Annotated in this window: 17 protein-coding genes; 6 read left to right on the forward strand and 11 right to left on the reverse strand. The window is 59.6% G+C overall.

Annotated elements, in window-relative coordinates:
* Window positions 1–25: 25 nt before the first annotated feature.
* Complete coding sequence (locus CDUR_RS01505) at window positions 26–169, forward strand: hypothetical protein (protein WP_179418728.1); 144 nt, start codon at window positions 26–28, stop codon at window positions 167–169.
* Here the strand turns inward: CDUR_RS01505 and CDUR_RS01510 are convergent.
* Together CDUR_RS01510 and CDUR_RS01515 are read right to left on the reverse strand one after the other, a co-directional pair.
* Window positions 166–756 carry a CG0192 family protein gene (locus tag CDUR_RS01510; protein WP_179418729.1) on the reverse strand — a complete coding sequence of 197 codons (591 nt, stop codon included), beginning with the start codon at window positions 754–756 and terminating at the stop codon, window positions 166–168. The two genes, CDUR_RS01505 and CDUR_RS01510, sit on opposite strands and share 4 nt — an antisense overlap.
* Window positions 757–769: 13 nt before the next feature.
* A complete protein-coding gene (locus CDUR_RS01515; protein ID WP_343883602.1) occupies window positions 770–1270 on the reverse strand; it encodes an HPP family protein in 501 nt (166 codons plus the stop codon).
* A 103-nt stretch (window positions 1271–1373) separates the two neighbouring features.
* Here CDUR_RS01515 and CDUR_RS01520 point away from each other — a divergent pair, with 103 nt between their 5' ends.
* Complete coding sequence (locus CDUR_RS01520) at window positions 1374–1919, forward strand: TetR/AcrR family transcriptional regulator (RefSeq protein WP_179418730.1); 546 nt, start codon at window positions 1374–1376, stop codon at window positions 1917–1919.
* Window positions 1920–2023: 104 nt separating this feature from the next.
* Here CDUR_RS01520 and CDUR_RS01525 read toward each other — a convergent pair whose 3' ends face one another.
* The 7 genes from CDUR_RS01525 to CDUR_RS01555 form a co-directional block, all read right to left on the reverse strand.
* Window positions 2024–3004 (reverse strand): hypothetical protein, encoded by a 981-nt coding sequence (locus CDUR_RS01525; protein ID WP_179418731.1) that lies wholly within the window; start codon window positions 3002–3004, stop codon window positions 2024–2026.
* Window positions 2976–3512, reverse strand: a complete 537-nt coding sequence (locus CDUR_RS01530) for a methylated-DNA--[protein]-cysteine S-methyltransferase (RefSeq protein ID WP_179418732.1) — start codon at window positions 3510–3512, stop codon at window positions 2976–2978. Before CDUR_RS01530 ends, CDUR_RS01525 begins: the two co-directional genes overlap by 29 nt.
* Window positions 3509–4405 (reverse strand): DNA-3-methyladenine glycosylase family protein, encoded by an 897-nt coding sequence (locus tag CDUR_RS01535; protein WP_179418733.1) that lies wholly within the window; start codon window positions 4403–4405, stop codon window positions 3509–3511. Before CDUR_RS01535 ends, CDUR_RS01530 begins: the two co-directional genes overlap by 4 nt.
* A gap of 2 nt (window positions 4406–4407) precedes the next feature.
* Window positions 4408–5721, reverse strand: coding sequence for an FAD-containing oxidoreductase (locus CDUR_RS01540; RefSeq protein ID WP_179418734.1), 1314 nt, complete (start codon window positions 5719–5721; stop codon window positions 4408–4410).
* A gap of 55 nt (window positions 5722–5776) precedes the next feature.
* Window positions 5777–6100: a hypothetical protein gene (locus CDUR_RS01545; protein WP_179418735.1), complete on the reverse strand. Its 324-nt coding sequence runs from the start codon at window positions 6098–6100 to the stop codon at window positions 5777–5779.
* A 102-nt stretch (window positions 6101–6202) separates the two neighbouring features.
* On the reverse strand, window positions 6203–7543 hold the full coding sequence (locus CDUR_RS01550; protein ID WP_179418736.1) for a cryptochrome/photolyase family protein: 1341 nt from the start codon (window positions 7541–7543) through the stop codon (window positions 6203–6205).
* Between the two features lie 113 nt (window positions 7544–7656).
* A complete protein-coding gene (locus CDUR_RS01555; protein WP_179418737.1) occupies window positions 7657–9390 on the reverse strand; it encodes a long-chain-fatty-acid--CoA ligase in 1734 nt (577 codons plus the stop codon).
* A 227-nt stretch (window positions 9391–9617) separates the two neighbouring features.
* On the opposite strand from CDUR_RS01555, the gene mshA reads away from it, so the two are divergent.
* The 4 genes from mshA (at window position 9618) to CDUR_RS01575 (ending at window position 13554) form a co-directional block, all read left to right on the forward strand.
* Window positions 9618–10883: a D-inositol-3-phosphate glycosyltransferase gene (mshA, locus tag CDUR_RS01560; protein WP_179418738.1), complete on the forward strand. Its 1266-nt coding sequence runs from the start codon at window positions 9618–9620 to the stop codon at window positions 10881–10883.
* Between the two features lie 70 nt (window positions 10884–10953).
* Window positions 10954–11700: a phosphoglyceromutase gene (locus CDUR_RS01565; RefSeq protein ID WP_179418739.1), complete on the forward strand. Its 747-nt coding sequence runs from the start codon at window positions 10954–10956 to the stop codon at window positions 11698–11700.
* Window positions 11701–11725: 25 nt separating this feature from the next.
* Window positions 11726–12862, forward strand: coding sequence for a sensor histidine kinase (locus CDUR_RS01570; RefSeq protein ID WP_411763067.1), 1137 nt, complete (start codon window positions 11726–11728; stop codon window positions 12860–12862).
* 2 nt (window positions 12863–12864) lie between these two features.
* Window positions 12865–13554 carry a response regulator gene (locus CDUR_RS01575; RefSeq protein WP_006062831.1) on the forward strand — a complete coding sequence of 230 codons (690 nt, stop codon included), beginning with the start codon at window positions 12865–12867 and terminating at the stop codon, window positions 13552–13554.
* 8 nt (window positions 13555–13562) lie between these two features.
* Here CDUR_RS01575 and CDUR_RS01580 read toward each other — a convergent pair whose 3' ends face one another.
* Window positions 13563–16130, reverse strand: a complete 2568-nt coding sequence (locus CDUR_RS01580) for an ABC transporter permease (protein ID WP_179418740.1) — start codon at window positions 16128–16130, stop codon at window positions 13563–13565.
* 116 nt (window positions 16131–16246) lie between these two features.
* Window positions 16247–17146 (reverse strand): DUF3109 family protein, encoded by a 900-nt coding sequence (locus CDUR_RS01585; protein ID WP_179418741.1) that lies wholly within the window; start codon window positions 17144–17146, stop codon window positions 16247–16249.
* Window positions 17147–17164: the final 18 nt, after the last annotated feature.

A 17164-nucleotide genomic window follows, 5' to 3' on the forward strand; every position in this document is an offset into this window, starting at 1 on the left:
GGCACGACTAATATCATTTTCGGCTATGCCGCTCATCTCGGGGCCGCCGCCGTCGTCATTGTTGCGGTGGCGCTGGTTAGCGTTCGAAAGGCACCCGAAACTGAAACTGCTTGACGACGCCCCGTCGCTGGCGCGCCCAGGTGCGGTGGGGTTTCTATCGCGGCTCTAGCTAAGCGTGAGGTACGCCACTGGAAAAGATGAATCTGGTTGGGTTGCTACCAAAGCCAACGTGGAATCCTTGACTGTCACGGCGTCGTTAATGGGCGGAAAGGATAGTGAAAATTCACGTCGCTCGCCGTCGATGTGTATGGTGCCAGAAGCATGTGTGGAACCGTAGGTTGTGATGTCTGGGTTGGTCACGGTGCTGTTTGGTGAATTGCCTGAGCCTGCGACCACAAATAATGGGCCACCTGCCGAGTAGTCGGCACATTTCTTGCCAGTCATGATGAGTCGAATGAATTCGGTTATCGCCACAGGATCTGAGGTTGCGTATGAGATGGATCGGCTGCCCAATACGGAGTGGTGTATAGTCATGATCTCGCCTGGTAGGGCATCTGAAGAGGCTCGGTATGTTACTGGTAATTGAACCAGGCAACCATCGTTAGATTCACCAACAATGACTTCAATTCCCACCTCACCTGTTGGGTCCACGGCTCGATATGAGCCAAGTCGTTGTGCAATGTCGGAAAATTGGGCGCACATTTCATCTTTTGATGGGGTCAGGGTCGCCGCTGAATGGATTTCCGCTATGGACACGTGAGAAGTCTCCTTACCACCAGTAGATTGGGTACTTTGTTGTTGATATTTTTGCGCTTATTGCCCCAATAAGAACCAGGATTGCGGCAGCTATACCTGCGCATAGGATAAAAGTTAGTTGCCCAGAAGGTATAACAGCCCCCAGGATGGCGGTTGCTGCGGCGGGGGAGTGCGCCGCACGTGCCGCCAGCATTACCCCAAGTGCGAGGCCGCCTGCGATGGCCAACGCCCATATTGAATGGCTGACAACACCCACTGCGCAGCCAACAATGGCGGAAAGTAATTGCCCACCGATAACGTTTCGTGGCTGGGAAAGTGGGAGGTTGGGGCATCCTGCGATGAGTGCCATGCTGGCTGCAAGGGGTGGGGTTAGTAACGCGAATCCCGTAATTTCTCCGATGAAAGCCAACACTATGAGCGCCATTATTGACATGACCGTCACGGCAGCGATCTGTCTCCATGGAGGCCGTGGAGGGGCATCGCTTTTTCTCAGGGTGAACCACGGGGTTGGCATTCTGTGCTCCTATGAAACATCGCAAACAATCGTTCGCGCGGTATGTGTTAGCCTAGAGAACGATCGTTCTCCATGCAAGAGTCAAGGTTGGAGGGAGAGTCTTATGAGTACTGCTGAACTGGAAAAGCTTCTCGATACCGCCGAGTATCTTTTTTATGAGCGTGGTTACCAGGCCGTGGGTATGGATGAGATTCGCTCCACCTCTGGACTGTCACTGAAACGCATCTATGCTCTAGTTGGAAACAAAGAGCAGTTAGCTGTGTCTATGCTCCGGCGGCGCGATGACAAATGGCATGCGGACTTGAAGGCTTATGTAGACAAGGCCAGTGAAGATCGGCATCTTGTGGCGATTTTTGACTGGCTCTATGACTGGCTATCGGAGGCTGGGCATCGTGGTTGCGCATGGATTAATGTGGCGGGCGAGATGGGGGCCATTAGCCCACCGATTCTTAACGAGGCTCAACGCCACAAAAAGCGCTTCCTGGACTTCATGAGAGACGCCGCAAAAAACTCTGGGCTGAGCGAAGACGCCGCCACCACGATTTTTCTCCTGGCGGAAGGGTGCATGACAACGGTTGGGATTAACGGTGATATTTCGGTTGTGAGAGACGCCCAGCGACATGTTGAGCAGATGGTGCAACGCGCTTAACGACGCCCCGTAACTGGCGCACCCAGGTAAAAGTTGCTGCCAACTTGGTAAGTGCACATCTTTTCGGCAATGCGCTGTATACGATACTCACAGCCCAACCAACATCACAAACTGGCCTCTCCCACCATCTCCCGCAATTCCTCCCTGTCGCCTGGCAATCCCGCCTCGACAAGAGCGGCGGCTGCGTACGGGGTTTGCCACAGGAAGTCATTGTCCACCACGGCATGCAGGAACCGTCTGGTCGCATCCGCGTCAAGCACCCCGTTCCCATTTCCTGCGTTGATGAGCTGCAGAAAATGTTCCCATGGCATGAAGTTGGTGGACGCATAGAGCACGGCCAGGGATTCCAGTTGTGCACGCTCCGCTTCGGGTATTGCGCCAAGGTTGCGCGTAAGCAGTTCGTCCGCCACATCGTCAAGCCGACCTTCTGGCTCAATCTCCAGCCAGACATCCTCAATGTCGGGGTCGCCCAGCACATCTATCAGCGCAGCCGTCCCGGCATTGCTGCGGTCATGAAAGGCGGCGGCTGCTCGTACCCCCAGGTCATCAGAGGTGAGGTAGGTACTGAGATCCCCGCCCCATGTACCCAACGCGGCAAGTGTTCCACCGTCAACCGGGCATTCCTGCAGCCGTGTGCGAACACGATCAGACAGCCCATTCTCCGCGTCACAACACCACGCCCCTAGCGCTCGCGTGTAGTACTCGCCGCCTTTCTTGGCATCGAGTGCAAGCAAGGCTTCCACCACGGAAATGGCCTCGGCGCGCAATTCCGCCGCATAGGGGGCCTCGGGAGACGTTCTGGTAAGGCTTCCAACAAACTGTATCCACGCCACCACCTGCTCAGTTGCATCAGCGCTTAGCTGGTCGAGCACGCGAACACAAAAACGCATGACGGGTAGGGTAGCGCTGTACAGAGTGCCTTGGTGCGTCAGCACACCAAATAGGAATTCGGTTGCCTCTTCAAGGTCATCCCCACCTTCCATGAGTTGCCGCAACATATCTGGCGCATCCACGGCGGGGCCGTACGCGTGTGTAACCTCGGCCCACGCGACGTCGTTAAGCGTCTGTAGGCCAGCCTTGTTCATTCCCCGAACCGTCCTCCTCCATCTCAAGAAGGCGCTTCTTCACGTCCGTGCCGTAGAGAAAACCGCCCAGACTGCCGTCCTTGCTCAAGACCCGGTGGCAGGGCACAAACAACGCTGCGGCGTTCTGCGAACACGCACTCGCCGCCGCCCGCACGGCCTGGGGACGTCCCGCCAACGCCGCGAAATCACTGTACGTAATGCACTGGCCAGGACCGATGCCGCGCAGCACGTCCCATGCGTGGCTGCGGAACTCTCCAGAAACCTGCCGAACCGGGGTTCGCAACACGGCGGCGAAATCCCCGTCGTAGTATTTGCGCACAGCATCCAGCGCAAACTCCGCTTCGGTGTCCGATTTCTTCAAAGCTGACGGCAGCAGCGACTGGTGAATGCGGGGAAGCAGGTCCTTCGGGTCGCTGGTCCAGCCGGAGCCCAGCACCGCGCCGTCCGACACGATCACGGTGAACGGGCCGTCGGGGGTGTCGGTGTGAGCGTAGAAAGCAGTGGTCATGATGCGTTCCTCCAAATATGCATGGCAGCGTACGAACGCCACGGTGCCCAGTCCATGGCTTTGCGAGCCAAAATCTTATGTTGCTTGCCCTCCACTATCCCAAGTTTTCGCGCGCCCGCAACCAAGGCCACGTCGCCCTCCGGCCACACATCGGGATGCCCCAACAAACGCATCAACACATAATTCGCTGTCCATATCCCGATCCGCGGGCGGGCCACCAGCTGCGTAAACAACTCCTCGGGGTCCGCGTCTGTATGAACATTCAGCTCCCCGTCCAGCAGTGCCCGCATGGACGCTACCACCGCCTTGACGGATTGCCGTGGCAGCCGCAAAGGACGCGTCGGCTCCAGGGATTCCGGGTCGCCCACCGCGGAAATGATCTGCTCAGGCGTGGGAAAGCACCTGTTTAACCCCGCAATTTCCGACTCATACGGCGCGCCCGCCGCCTCAGCTAACCGGGACAAATGCTTGCGCGCAGCCGCCACCGAAATCTGCTGCCCCACCAACGCGCGAACCAGCATTTCCTCATAGTTCGCGGCCCCAGGAACCCGAATCCCCGGCGTCGCACGCACACTCGGCGCAAGCAAGGGATCCGATTTCAGGTGCGTATCGACGTCCCCCGGATCCCGGTGCGCATCAAACAACCGCTGGACACGCCCTATCGCCGCAGGAGCATCCGTAGTGTCTGCGAGTTCCAACGTGGTCTCCAGCGCCCCCTGCGTATAGGTCACCTCTACCGCGCCGGGGCCGTGGGGCAGATGTATGGTTCGGGCGTAGCGCAGCTGATCCAGGTCGGCGTGCTCCACTCCGTCGATCACACGGTCGGCGAGGAACGTGAAAATCCCCGGCGCATCGTAGGGCTCCTGGACAGGGATGCGGTGCCGGGTCAGCATTACTACATGTTAAACAGGTCGTTGAGGGCTTCGCTCACGCTTGGGTGGGTGAACACCTGATCCCGCAGCGTGGTGTACGGCAGGCCCGCGTCCATGGTGGTTTTAATCAGGTTGATCACCTCCGGCGCGCCCTCGCATAGCAGAGTCGCGCCAAGAATCTCCTTCGTGTCAGGATTTACTATCGCGCGCAGCAGACCGGTCGTGTTTCCATCCACATGCAGGCGGGGCACGGCCGATGCGGGTAGTTCCTTCACCGCTACGGGCTGTCCTGTGTCGCGTGCCTCGGCCTCATTCATACCGATGCGGGCAAGGGGCGTTTGCATGAACACGGAATACGCCATGGGTTTGCGTTGGGCACGGGTATAGCTGCCATCGCCCAGCAACTGGCTTTTCACAATCCGGTAATCATCCAGCGACGCATACGTGAACTGTGGGCCACCGTTCACGTCACCCAACGCCCAGATATGTGGAACGCTTGTTTGCAGCAGGTCATTCACCGCAATTGCGCCCCGCTCAGTGAGTTCAACACCGGCGGCCTCCAGGTTGAGTCCTGCGGTGACAGGCCGACGCCCCGTGGCCAGCAGCACGGCATCAAACTCGTCACCATTCACCAACACTCCGCTGTCAGTGTCTTCGATGTGGGTGATGTTTGCATTGAGTACAATCTGGATTCTCTGATCAATGAGCGCCTGGGTGGCTGCCGCCGCAACCTGCGGATCTTCGTCGGTGAACAGGGCGTCGCTACGCTGAAAAACAGTGACCTTGCTGCCCAGCTTGGCGTACGTGGACGCAAACTCCAACCCAACATAACCCCCGCCGATTACCGCCAAACGCTGTGGCTGGTGGGTGTGGTCCAGCAGTTCGGTGCTGGTGTAGACGTGTCGGGAATCCTCAATGCCCGTGATAGGCGGGATGATCGGCTCCGCGCCGGTGTTGATGAAAATTCGCGGGGCGTTGATGAGGAGGCGTTCGTCGCTCGCGCGAACCGACACCGTATGCGAATCAACGAAAGATCCCTCGCCGTCAATCACCGTCACATGGGGGTTATCGGCCAGCATATGGTAGTTGCGATCGTGCAGGAGCGACACAACCGCCTGTTTGTGTGCCATGGCCTGGTCGAAAGACTCATTGTGCGCTGCGGCACTGACCAGTGCTTTTGTGGGGATACAGGCGATGTTAATGCAGGTGCCGCCGTACATCTTGGACGAGCGTTCAACCATAGCGACCCGTTGTCCAGCATTCGCGAGCGCTACCGCAAGCGTCTTTCCTGCCTTGCCGAAACCGATAATGATGGCATCGTAAAAATCTGCGTTCATACCACGAATATAGCAGTGGTTGAGGTGTCAACGGTTAGTCGTTTGCTGTTTGTCGTTATCCCCAAAGAGCAACAGCCAGCCGGGGCCGAAAAATGCGACAACCAAAATCGATCCAAGTGGCATTGAGCTGGCTTCGCGCATTTTTTCGTTGAATGTTGTGTGCGGTCGCGGTGAGGATTTTTCTCTGGAACTCAGCGACCGGGTCTTCTTGTCGCACCGTCTGATGATCCCGGGGCCAAGAATCAGGCTGATGCCAATAGACGATGTTGAATTGGAAATTGCCGCTGATTGCGACCGTCATGATGGTGGGTTTTAAACTCGTCGAACCTATGATGTCGCGCCTGTGGATGCGGGTATGGTCCAGGGTGACGGTTGTCAAGTATTTGTAGGTAGTCGCGTTGTCATTGACCTTGTCCTGAACGCAGGGTGGTCGGCGTTTGCCACCGTCCTTAATGGGCTCTCACTGGGCACATCGCGCAGCTCAACCGCTGATATCCTTGTAAGCCGCCAGTGCGGTTTTTCGCGACTCCGCGATATCCACCATGGGTTCCGGATAGAGCGGGGTCAGCGCTTCCGGCACCCAGCGCGCAATGTAAGTGCCGCTTGCGTCGAATTTTTTCTGCTGCGTCAACGGGTTGAAGACGCGAAAGTAGGGTGCGGCGTCATCCCCGGAGCCAGCGACCCACTGCCAATTGAAGGGGTTGGAGGCAGCGTCGGCATCAACAAGCGTGTCCCAGAACCACTCCTCCCCGTGACGCCAATGGATACCCAGGTTTTTCGTCAGCCAGGACCCAACCACCATCCGGGCGCGATTGTGCATGGATCCGGTCGCCCACAGCTCGCGCATCCCGGCATCGACGAGGGGGACGCCGGTGTGACCTGCTTGCCACGCGGCCAGCTCACCGATGTGCTGAGCCTCCACGTCCATCTCGATGTGGGCAAAGGCACGCGAAGTCGATGACGGCTTTGCCCGCGGTGTCCATTCCCACGGGAAGCGATTGAAAGCTTCGCGCACGTTCACGGTTGCCATGTTCGGCAGATGATAGAAACGGTGCCAGGCGAAATCGCGCCAGATCAATTGGCGCAGAAACGGCTCGGCGTTTTCGGTTGAGTTGCTCACTTCCGCCCATGCGGTCGCGGGGCTCACCTCTCCGAACCGCAGGTATGGAGAGAGACCCGACGTGGAGGGGACTCCGAGATTGTTGTTGTCATAATGGTCAACATCGAAAGAATGAAGCTTATCGACGCCCCCAATCTCCCCCGGGCAGTTATAACGCCCCAGCGTGCTCGCCCACTCCGACTCATCAGGAGCGGGCAGCGTTTCCGGCTCCACGTTCGCTGGAGTCACCTCAGGTACGGGGAGAGGGGACGGGGGATCGTCGACAAGAAATGCATGTGCTGCGCGGTAAAACGGGCTGAATACCTTGTACGGTGAGCCGCTTTTCGTCGTGATCTTCCATGGTTCGGTGAGGAGGTACCCGGGATGGGTGGTGGCGCCGACGGCGCTTTTGATCTCCGCATCAACCTCGGTGAGGTGGTAGCGACGATTCCACGTCACCGCAGCCCCAAGTTCATGTGCGAGCTGGGGCACGATGACGCGAGGATCACCGCGCCTTTCGATGAGGGGAGCCGGAAGACGTTCGCGCAGTTCGTTGAGGCTGCGGCGCTGCCACCACGCAGCGGCTGCTCCCAGCGGGCGCCCCACCGTTTCATGGATGAATAAGCCCACCACGGGTCCGCGTTCCGCAGCCCAATGGAGGGCCCTATTATCGGCTAGGCGTAGGTCATCGCGGAACCAAACAATCGTGGGAGAAGAACGCATTACCCCAGACTACAGTTCTGCGGCAACCTGACTTTCCTTGAAGCGTAAGCGGTTCGAGTAGGGGTTGGGGGCATGTGATAGTGCGGTGTCAGCGCATCAATCCCGTCACCAGCTCACTCCCCGGGCCGCCCCCCGTATCGTTCGACGAGTTGTTGTTGCACGTCGCGGCGTCGTACTTTGCCCATCTGGTCGCGGGGCAGGTCTTCGAAGTGGTAGAAATTGCGGGGTACTTTGTAGCGAGTGAGTTGTTCGCGGCAGTAGTTTTTCAGGCCGTCGGGATCCAGTGCTGCGCCTTCGGTGAGGGTGATGGCGGCGGCGACGTTTTCTGAGCCATCTTCGCGGGGGATGCCCACCACGGCGGCGTCGGCAACATCGGGGTGGCTGCAGAGAACTTCCTCGACTTCGGCGGGGTAGACGTTGAATCCACCGGTGATAATGACTTCCTTGATGCGCGCCACCAGCCGGATGAAGCCGTCAGGTTCCATGACGCCGACATCACCGGTGCGGTACCAGCCGTTGTGGAAGGAATGTTCGGTGGCGTCGGGCTGGTTGAGGTAACCCTGGAAGACTTGCGGCCCCCGGACAAGCACTTCGCCTTCGAACCCGTCGGGTTGGGTTTTGTCCAGGTTGTCGGGGTCAGCGATACGCACGTCGGTGTCGGGGAAGGGGATTCCCACGTAGCCGGGACGTCGTTTGCCGTTCATGGGGTTGCCCACAATGATCGGGGAGGTTTCGGTGAGGCCGTAGCCTTCGACGAGGGTGCCGTTTGTGTAGTGCTCCCAACGATCAACGGTGCGAACTGGCAGGGTGGAGGCTCCGGAGAAGGCGTTGCGGATGCCTTTGATGTTCACGCCGGTTGCTTCGGCGGCGTCGACAATTTTTTCGTAGAGGGTGGGTACACCGGGCAGCCAGGTGGGGGTGTGGCGCTTCATCACCTGCATGATGAGTTTCAGGTCAGGCGCGGGCAGGAGGATGATTTCCCCGCCGATGAATACCCCGAGGGTGGCCACCATGGTGAGTCCGTAGGCGTGGAACATGGGCAGCGCCGCAAGCAAGCGTTCTTCCTGCTCGCCGAGTCCCGGCACCCAGGCTTTGCCTTGCAGGACGTTGGCCACGAGGTTGCCGTGGCTAAGTTGCGCGCCTTTGGGGGCGCCGGTGGTGCCGGAGGTGTACAGAATGAGTGCCGTGGTGTCGCGGGTGACGTCGGTGGGGCTTTCAACGTCGGAGCCGTCGCCACCGATTGCGGGATTGATTAAGGACTCCCAGGGAATGGTGTTGGGGGCGTCGGCGGTGAGCTGTGCCCGGGCTTTGCGCAGCGACGGAATGGGCAGTCGGAGCGCGATTTTCTGCAGCAGCGGCATCGCCTCGGTCATGTTGACGGAAACGATGGTCTCCAGCGGAGTGCACCCGCGTAGTTTCTCCAGCGTGGGGGCGGCTTTGTCCCAGCAGATGGCCACGCGTGCACCGTGGTCATTGAAGGGGTGTTCGAGTTCGTGGGCGGTGTAGAGGGGGTTGTGTTCCACCACGGTCGCCCCGAGTTTCAATACAGCGTAGAAGGCAGCCAGGTGTTGCGGGCAGTTGGGCAACAGTATGGCCACGCGATCCCCGGCGCGAACCCCCAGCGCGCGGAGTCCGGCGGCGGCGTGGCGGACGTGCTTGTCAAACTCGCCGTAGGTTTGGGTGCGCCCGAAGAAGTAGATGGCCGGCTTGTCGCTGTTGATGGCCAGGTTGTTGTCGTAGAAGTCGAGCAGCGTGGTGTCACCGTATTCGATGGTGGTTGGGGTCCACTCGGCGTAGTGCTTCAACCAGGCTTTAGATTCAAAAGCCGAGGATTCAGTAGCCGACATTAACGTCCCTTCATCAGGTGCGCGCTGGGAGGGGTTACCACAGCGTAAGTTTGTATGTTGCATCAAGTATACCTGCAGTACATGTGCTTACTTACCGCTAGCTGTACGTTACATATTTGTGACTATCGCGTAACGACGCCCGTCCTTCCCACACGTTTCTTCACTCCTGCACCGCTTCGGGCATCCACCTCACCGCCTCCCGAAAAGTAATCGTTAAAATGCGGTTTATGCGCATTGCCATGATTTCCATGCACACCTCGCCCCTGCAGCAACCGGGTTCGGGGGATGCGGGCGGCATGAACGTCTACGTGCTCTCCACTGCTACGGAGCTGGCCAGACAGGGCACCAAGGTGGATATTTACACCCGAGCTACCCGTCCCAGCCAAGGTGAAGTCGTGGAGGTTGAACCAAATTTAAGGGTCATCAACATTGTGGCGGGTCCCTATGAGGGCATTGATAAGGAAGAACTGCCTACACAGCTGGCGGCGTTTGCGGGCGGGGTGTTGGTGTATGCACGCTGCAACAACTTGAACTATGACCTCATTCATTCGCATTATTGGCTCAGTGGTCAAGTGGGGTGGCTGCTGCGTGACGTCTGGCAGGTTCCCCTAGTACATACCGCCCACACGCTGGCGGCGGTGAAAAACGCCCACCGCTCAGAGATAGACACCCCTGAGTCCGAAGCCCGGCGCATGTGCGAGCAGCAGTTGGTGGACAACGCGGATTGCCTAGTGGTGAACACAGCGGAGGAGGCGCTGGACGTGCAGCGCCATTACGACGCCAGCCCAGAAAAAATAGCCGTGGTCGCGCCGGGTGCGGCGGTGGCCTTGTTCCACCCAGGCAATGATCGCGCCACGGAGCGCAGCCGCCGCCAGTTGGGTATTCCGCTGCACGCAAAGGTTATTGCGTTTGTGGGTAGGTTGCAGGCGTTCAAAGGCCCACAGGTGCTGATCCATGCGGTGGCGGAGCTGCTGCACAGGGATCCGCATCGTAACCTGCGGGTGCTCATTTGCGGGGGACCGTCGGGTGCGCATGCTACCCCGGAAACCTACCAGGATATGGCTCGTGAGCTGGGAATTGAGAAGCACATTCGGTTCCTTTCCCCACGTCCACCCGCAGAACTGGTCACCATTTACCGCGCCGCCGACGTTGTGGCGGTCCCCAGCTACAACGAGTCCTTTGGGCTGGTGGCCATGGAGGCGCAGGCATCGGGCACCCCGGTGGTAGCGGCGCGCGTTGGTGGCCTGCCGATAGCCGTCGCGGAAGGGGAGACGGGTCTGCTGGTGGATAGCCACGATCCCGTTGAATGGGCAGATGCGCTGGCCCAGCTCCTGGATGATGATGACACCCGCATACGTATGGGTCAGGATGCGGTGCTGCATGCGGCTAATTTCTCCTGGTCGGCGACAGCATCGACGCTGGCATCTGTCTACACCGATGTTCTTTCCCACACGCATTCCTACTGTTATTCACGACAGGCTCCCGGCGCATAACAGCGCGCTTATTCTGTGACTTCCTGCCAAAGTACGGCACAATGCGTCGCAAAGTGGCAGAATCGGTGCCATGACTACTGGAAAGTTGATTCTTTTGAGGCATGGTCAAAGTCAATGGAATGCGTCCAATCAGTTCACTGGTTGGGTCGATGTGGCTTTGACAGAAAAAGGCGAAGAAGAAGCGCGCCACGGCGGCGAATTGCTGCGCGAGGCCAATATTCTTCCCGATGTCGTATACACCTCCCTGCAACGCCGCGCCATTAACACTGCGAATTTGGCATTGGATGCGGCTGACCGTTTGTGGATTCCCGTCGTGCGCGATTGGCGCCTGAATGAACGCCACTACGGTGCACTCCAGGGGCTGAATAAGGCAGAAACAAAAGAAAAATACGGTAACGACCAGTTCATGGCATGGCGACGCTCCTACGACACCCCGCCGCCACCACTGGAGGAAAGCTCCGAATACAGCCAGGCAAACGACCCCCGCTACGCGGACCTTGACAAGGTGCCGGACACCGAATGCCTGCTTGACGTGGTCACTCGCTTTGTCCCCTACTTCAAGGAAGAAATTCTGCCGCGCGTGCTCAAGGGCGAAAACGTGCTCATTGCCGCCCACGGCAACTCCCTGCGTGCCTTGGTTAAGCACCTCGACGGCATTTCCGATGCCGACATCGCCGAGCTGAACATCCCCACCGGTATTCCGCTGGTGTACGAACTGGATGAGAAGGGTAACGTCACCAACCCCGGTGGCACGTACCTTGACCCGGAGGCCGCCGCCGCGGGTGCCGCTGCCGTCGCCGCGCAGGGCGGAAAGTAACCGGTTTTCCTTGTCGGCGGTGATTATCGGGTGCCTCATTGGCATCGTGATTGGGATGGTGATCACGGTCATGGCGTTGCTGATCACCCGCCACCGCCGCACCACCGCCACCCCCGGGGCGTCGATAAGCCAGTTGTTGCACCTTGCGGTGCAGGGCTCGCCAGCGGGGGTGGCGGTGGTGACGCATAAGGGGGATGTGGTGCTTTCCAACACTCAAGCCCACGCGCTGGGGATCATATCGGACCACACCGTGCGCCCCGACGTGTGGCGCCAGGCGCACAACGTATTCACCCACCAGAAACCCCAAACCCTGGACCTTCCGGCGGGGCAGCAGCGCACGGGAAGCCGCGTCAGCGCTGTGAAAGCCGTGATCAAACCACTCACCCTTGCCGACGGGGACTTCGTGATCATCTACTGCACCGACGAGTCGGAAAACATGCGGCTGGAAGCCGCGCGCCGGGACTTCGTGGCCAACGTGTCGCACGAACTGAAAACACCCGTGGGAGGCATGGCACTGCTGTCGGAAGCGCTCATCGAATCCCGCGATGACCCCGACACTGTCGAACACTTCGGCATCAAACTAAATAAAGAAGCCCAGCGGATGGCCAACCTCATCAACGAACTCATCGCACTATCGAAGCTCCAAGGCGCCGAGCCGCTGCCCAACATGGAACCCGTCTCAGTCGACGAGGTCATTGACGACGCCCTGCAACGCACCCAACTCGCCGCCGACAACGCCAACATCACCATCGACCGCGGCCCCGCCTCAAGTGCGTTTGTCATGGGGGACAAAACACTCCTGGTCACCGCCATGGCCAACCTGCTGAGTAACGCCATCAATTATTCCCCTGCCAACACCTCCGTCAGCATCAGCCAACGCCGCGCGGGCGGCAATGTGCACATCAGCGTCACTGACCGTGGCATCGGCATCGCTCCTGAAGACCAACAACGCGTCTTCGAACGATTCTTCCGCGTCGACAAAGCCCGTTCCCGCGCCACTGGCGGTACCGGGCTGGGTCTTGCCATTGTTAAGCATGTTGCAGCAAACCACGGTGGGGCGATTACAGTGTGGTCAAGACTCGGTGTCGGCTCCACCTTCACCCTGGAACTGCCGGAACTGCTGGACCCGCCAGGCGGCACCACCAACGAAAGGACAACGTAACCATGACCACCGTCCTTATCGTCGAAGACGAAGAATCCCTCGCCGAACCGTTGGCGTTCCTCCTAGGCAAAGAAGGCTTCACCGTGCTCATCGCCGGCGACGGCCCCACCGCCCTCGACGAATTCGCCAACAATGACGTCGACATCGTGCTCCTCGACCTCATGCTCCCTGGCATGTCCGGCACCGACGTGTGCCGACAACTCCGCAAAACCTCCACCGTTCCTGTCATCATGGTCACCGCCCGCGACTCCGAGGTGGACAAAGTGGTGGGCCTGGAACTCGGGGCCGACGACTACGTCACCAAACCCTACTCATCCCGAGAACTTATCGCCCGCATCCGCGCCGTCCTCCGCCGCGGTGGCGATGCCGACCACGAACCCGAACCCAACCCCAGTGTGCTTGGCGACGGCCGCGTGCGCATGGACCTCGAACGCCACACCGTCACCGTCGACGGCGTGGACACCCCCATGCCCCTCAAAGAGTACGACCTGCTGGAATACCTGCTCCGCAACCCAGGGAGAGTGCTCACCCGCGGGCAACTCATCGACCACGTGTGGGGCGAAGACTACGTCGGCGACACCAAAACCCTCGACGTGCACATCAAACGCATCCGCTCCAAAATCGAAGAAGAACCCAAACGCCCTACCCACCTTGTCACCGTGCGGGGCGTGGGCTACAAATTCGACGCCTAGGTGGCGTCCTACTCCGCAATTGCCTCCAACGGCGGTGTCGCCGCAGCCTTCTGCGCAGGAACCAATGCGGCCAGCAAACCCACCACAACGCTTCCAGCCATCATGAGTGCCACCTGGCTCCACGGCACATGCGGCGATGACATGCCCTTATCCTGCAGTACAGTCACCACGCACCACCCCGCAAACACGCCCACAACCACACCACACAGTGCGCCAAATACAGACATCTGAACTGCTTCCAGCTGGATCATTCTCCTGATCTGGCTCCTACTCACCCCAATTGCCCGCAGCGTCCCCAGCTCACGGGTGCGTTCCGATACGCTCAGCGCCAGCGTATTAATAATGCCCATCACCGCAATTACTACCGCCAACGCCAACAACCCATAAATGAGAGACACCATCTGGTTCACCTGAGTCCCCAGTGCTCCCTTATATTCCTCCTTCGCCTTCACCTGCACCACCAAATACTGCGCCACCGCATCCTCCAACTCGCGGCGCAGCATCGAATCAGAAAACCTGCCGTCGCTGGTCACAAACGCAGTTTTCCTGTTATACGCCTCCAGGTCCGGCAGTACGCGCAGCGCCCCAGCCAGGTTAATGACCATGTGGCCCAACAAACCCGTCTCCTCATAGACACCGCGAATGGTCACCACGCTGCTATCGGTGCCCTCGCCGCCCAGGTAGGGGCGCAGGGTAAACGTGTCGCCCGGTCCCAAGCCGGATTGCTTGGCGTAGGTGGTGGAGATCATCGCGCCGGGTTGGTCGCCAAACTCCGAGGTACCGCGTACCACACCAATGTCCACGAAAGGGGATATGTCGCCGCTGACTACCGTGGTGGTGGGGTTATCCCAATGGTCCGCCTGCAGTGGGGCGGACATGAGCACTCCCACCGAGTTGACCCCGTCAAGATTTTCTACCGTGGTAATGGCTTCTTCCGGGATGGACAGGCCCCCGCCACCGGTGGGAGAACCGGCGAGGCCGCTACTGTGTCCACCGTTGGGGCTGTCCAGTACGAATGGTGCCTTGACTTTTGACTCCACTAAACCGAACACGCTGGCCTGCGCGGTGGCGCCGATCACGCCAACGCAGGCCACTAATCCGACCCCCAACGCCAGGGCGAAAGCCGTGGTGGCGGTGCGCCTAGGATTGCGGGAGCTGTTGCGGGAGGCAAGCCGCCCGATGGGGCTGATGGGCAGCCCAGGGGAGATGCTGGCCAGGGCGGGGCCACTTAGCCACAACCCGGCAAGCAAGAACAATGCCCCCACCGCCACGGCGGATAAGCGCTGGTAGAGGTCCATATCAAAACCACCGATGGTGGGGAAATGCGCCCCCGCGATGCCAAACCCCACGCCCAGGACTGCCGCCAGAACACCAAAGACAGTGCGGAGTCGGAGGGAGTGGTCGGAGCGGTCGTCGGCGGGGCGGAGGGCGTCGATAGGCGGGAGTGATCCGGCCCGACGTGCGGGTTCGGCGGCGGCGATGATGGTGATGATCATGCCAACAGTGAAGGGGACGATGATGGCCTTGGGGGTGAACGTAAGAGAGATGGCGGAGAGCCCGTCGCCAACCTGGTTGAGCACATTAATCACCACCACAACCAGCGATATGCCGACGGCGATGCCGGTGATGCAGCCAATAACCCCAGCAATGGCGGCTTCGGCGAACACGGAAGTGCGTACCTGGAGCGCGGATACCCCGATGCTGCGCAGGAGGGCGAATTCTCGGGTGCGCTGGCCGAGGATCATGGCGAAGGTGTTGGTGATGATGAACGACCCGACGAACAGGGCGATGACGCCGAAGGCGGCGAGCATGTAGGTCATGAAGCCGAGCTGGCGGACGTAGTCGCCGGATTGTCGTTCTGCGATTTGTTCGGGCAGTAGTGGCGTCAGCGTGGGGTACTGTTGGCCGAGGCTGTTGCGCAGGTCCATGGGGGAGACGCCATCGGCGGCGGAAATGATCACCTGGGAGGCGTACCGACCGTCGGTGAAGAGTTCGAGGTAGCGTTCGGGCGTGAACATGACGCCGATCCACCCGGCGGTGTCGCGGGGGATGTCGTAGATGCCGCTGATGGTGACGTCGAGGCGTTCCGAACTGGTGATGACCGTTACTGAATCACCAACATGTAATTTTCCCCGTTTCGCTGCGGAGGAGTTCAGCATAATTTCATGTGCTTCGCGGGGCTCTGTGCCTTCCACAACGATGGGCGGCCGCCCCACGTAGGCGTCAAAAGGGTAGGCGGCGAGTGGGTGTGCCCCTGAGGAGCCTGCCTGGAGGGGGCGGCCGTCGGAACCTGTGATGACCAGCGAACTTTGTCCGGATCGCCGAGTTCCGGAGGGGGTGCCCGGACCGTCACCAGTGACGTTAACCGCCCGAACGTCGGGGCGGGCGGCTAGCTCCGACACCACAGACAGCGGCACGCCGTGAGGGGAGCTGGCGCTGCCCACAAGCCCTACGTCAATGCCGTCTACTCCCGAGTCCACGATAGAAGCGAAAGATTCCTCCAAGGATTGCGTAAGAATCAACGATCCAGATATATAAGCAGTACCCAAAGCAACCGAAAGAACCGTGAGCAGCATTCTTATCTTATTTGCAGCTGCTGTGCGCAGGGTGATTCTCCGCATTGGTGGTGGAGCGGGTTTCGGTAGGCGATGGCGGGCGGAAATGGGAACTCCAGACAAATTATGTTTTTTATTTACATTTTATTGTCATATCGTAACCGGGTAGCGGGATGGGTATTAAACGCGGTGGCGGCTTCGTCCGCTGTGAGCTGTGCAGATAGCGCTTTCGCCGCCGCTTTCCTGGCCCTGCAATGCTCCGCCAGCACCTCGTATGGGCCATCGCCCATGAGTACCCGCAGCTCATGCTCGTGGCTCACCCAAATCGGATCCTGTGATTGGTGACATGCAGGCGCAGTGGTGCAGTACCAGTCAAAATCCTCCCCACCGTTGCCCCAGCCACGCCGATCATATTCGGTGATGGTGGTGCGCAGAATCTCCTCCCCGTCCGTGCGCTCTTCGTAATCCTCCAGCCGACGCAGCGGTAACTGCCAGCACACCTCCGGCTTCACCACCGTCAAATCCTCGCCGTTGTCCACACCCCACTGGTGCAGCGCGCACCCGCTGCCGTCCCGGTTGGCAAAAATACATGCCCCATCCACCACTTTTGTGCGCAGTGCGGGTTCATCATCCAGTTCGTCCCATTCCAGCCACGGCTCTAACTCTTCCGGTTCCAGGTGCGTATCGACGCCCGTCGGGCGCAGCTGCCAGTACCGCGCCGGCATGCGGCGCACGGCGTCGAGAAGCTGTTCCCGATCCTCCTCGTCGCACATAAACGCGCCGTGGTTGCAACATCCCACCGACGGGGAGGTGCTATCAATGCCGCGACACGCCGGTGTGCCGAACCCACAACCCCAGTGGGATTCCAGCCACGTGAGGTCGCAACTGAACACATGAAGCGGGTCCTCTGGGTGGGTAAATTCAAACCAATCACGGGGAAAATCCGGTGGAAGTTCCGCGCCAGAACGGATAGACGCGGCGGCCGGCGAGTCGGCCGGAAAACCAAGGAACACGGGCGGCGTTTGCGGGCAATACACACTTCGTAACGGTAGACC

It is taken from the genome of Corynebacterium durum (genome assembly GCF_030408675.1).
In the GTDB taxonomy this organism is placed as follows: domain Bacteria; phylum Actinomycetota; class Actinomycetes; order Mycobacteriales; family Mycobacteriaceae; genus Corynebacterium; species Corynebacterium durum.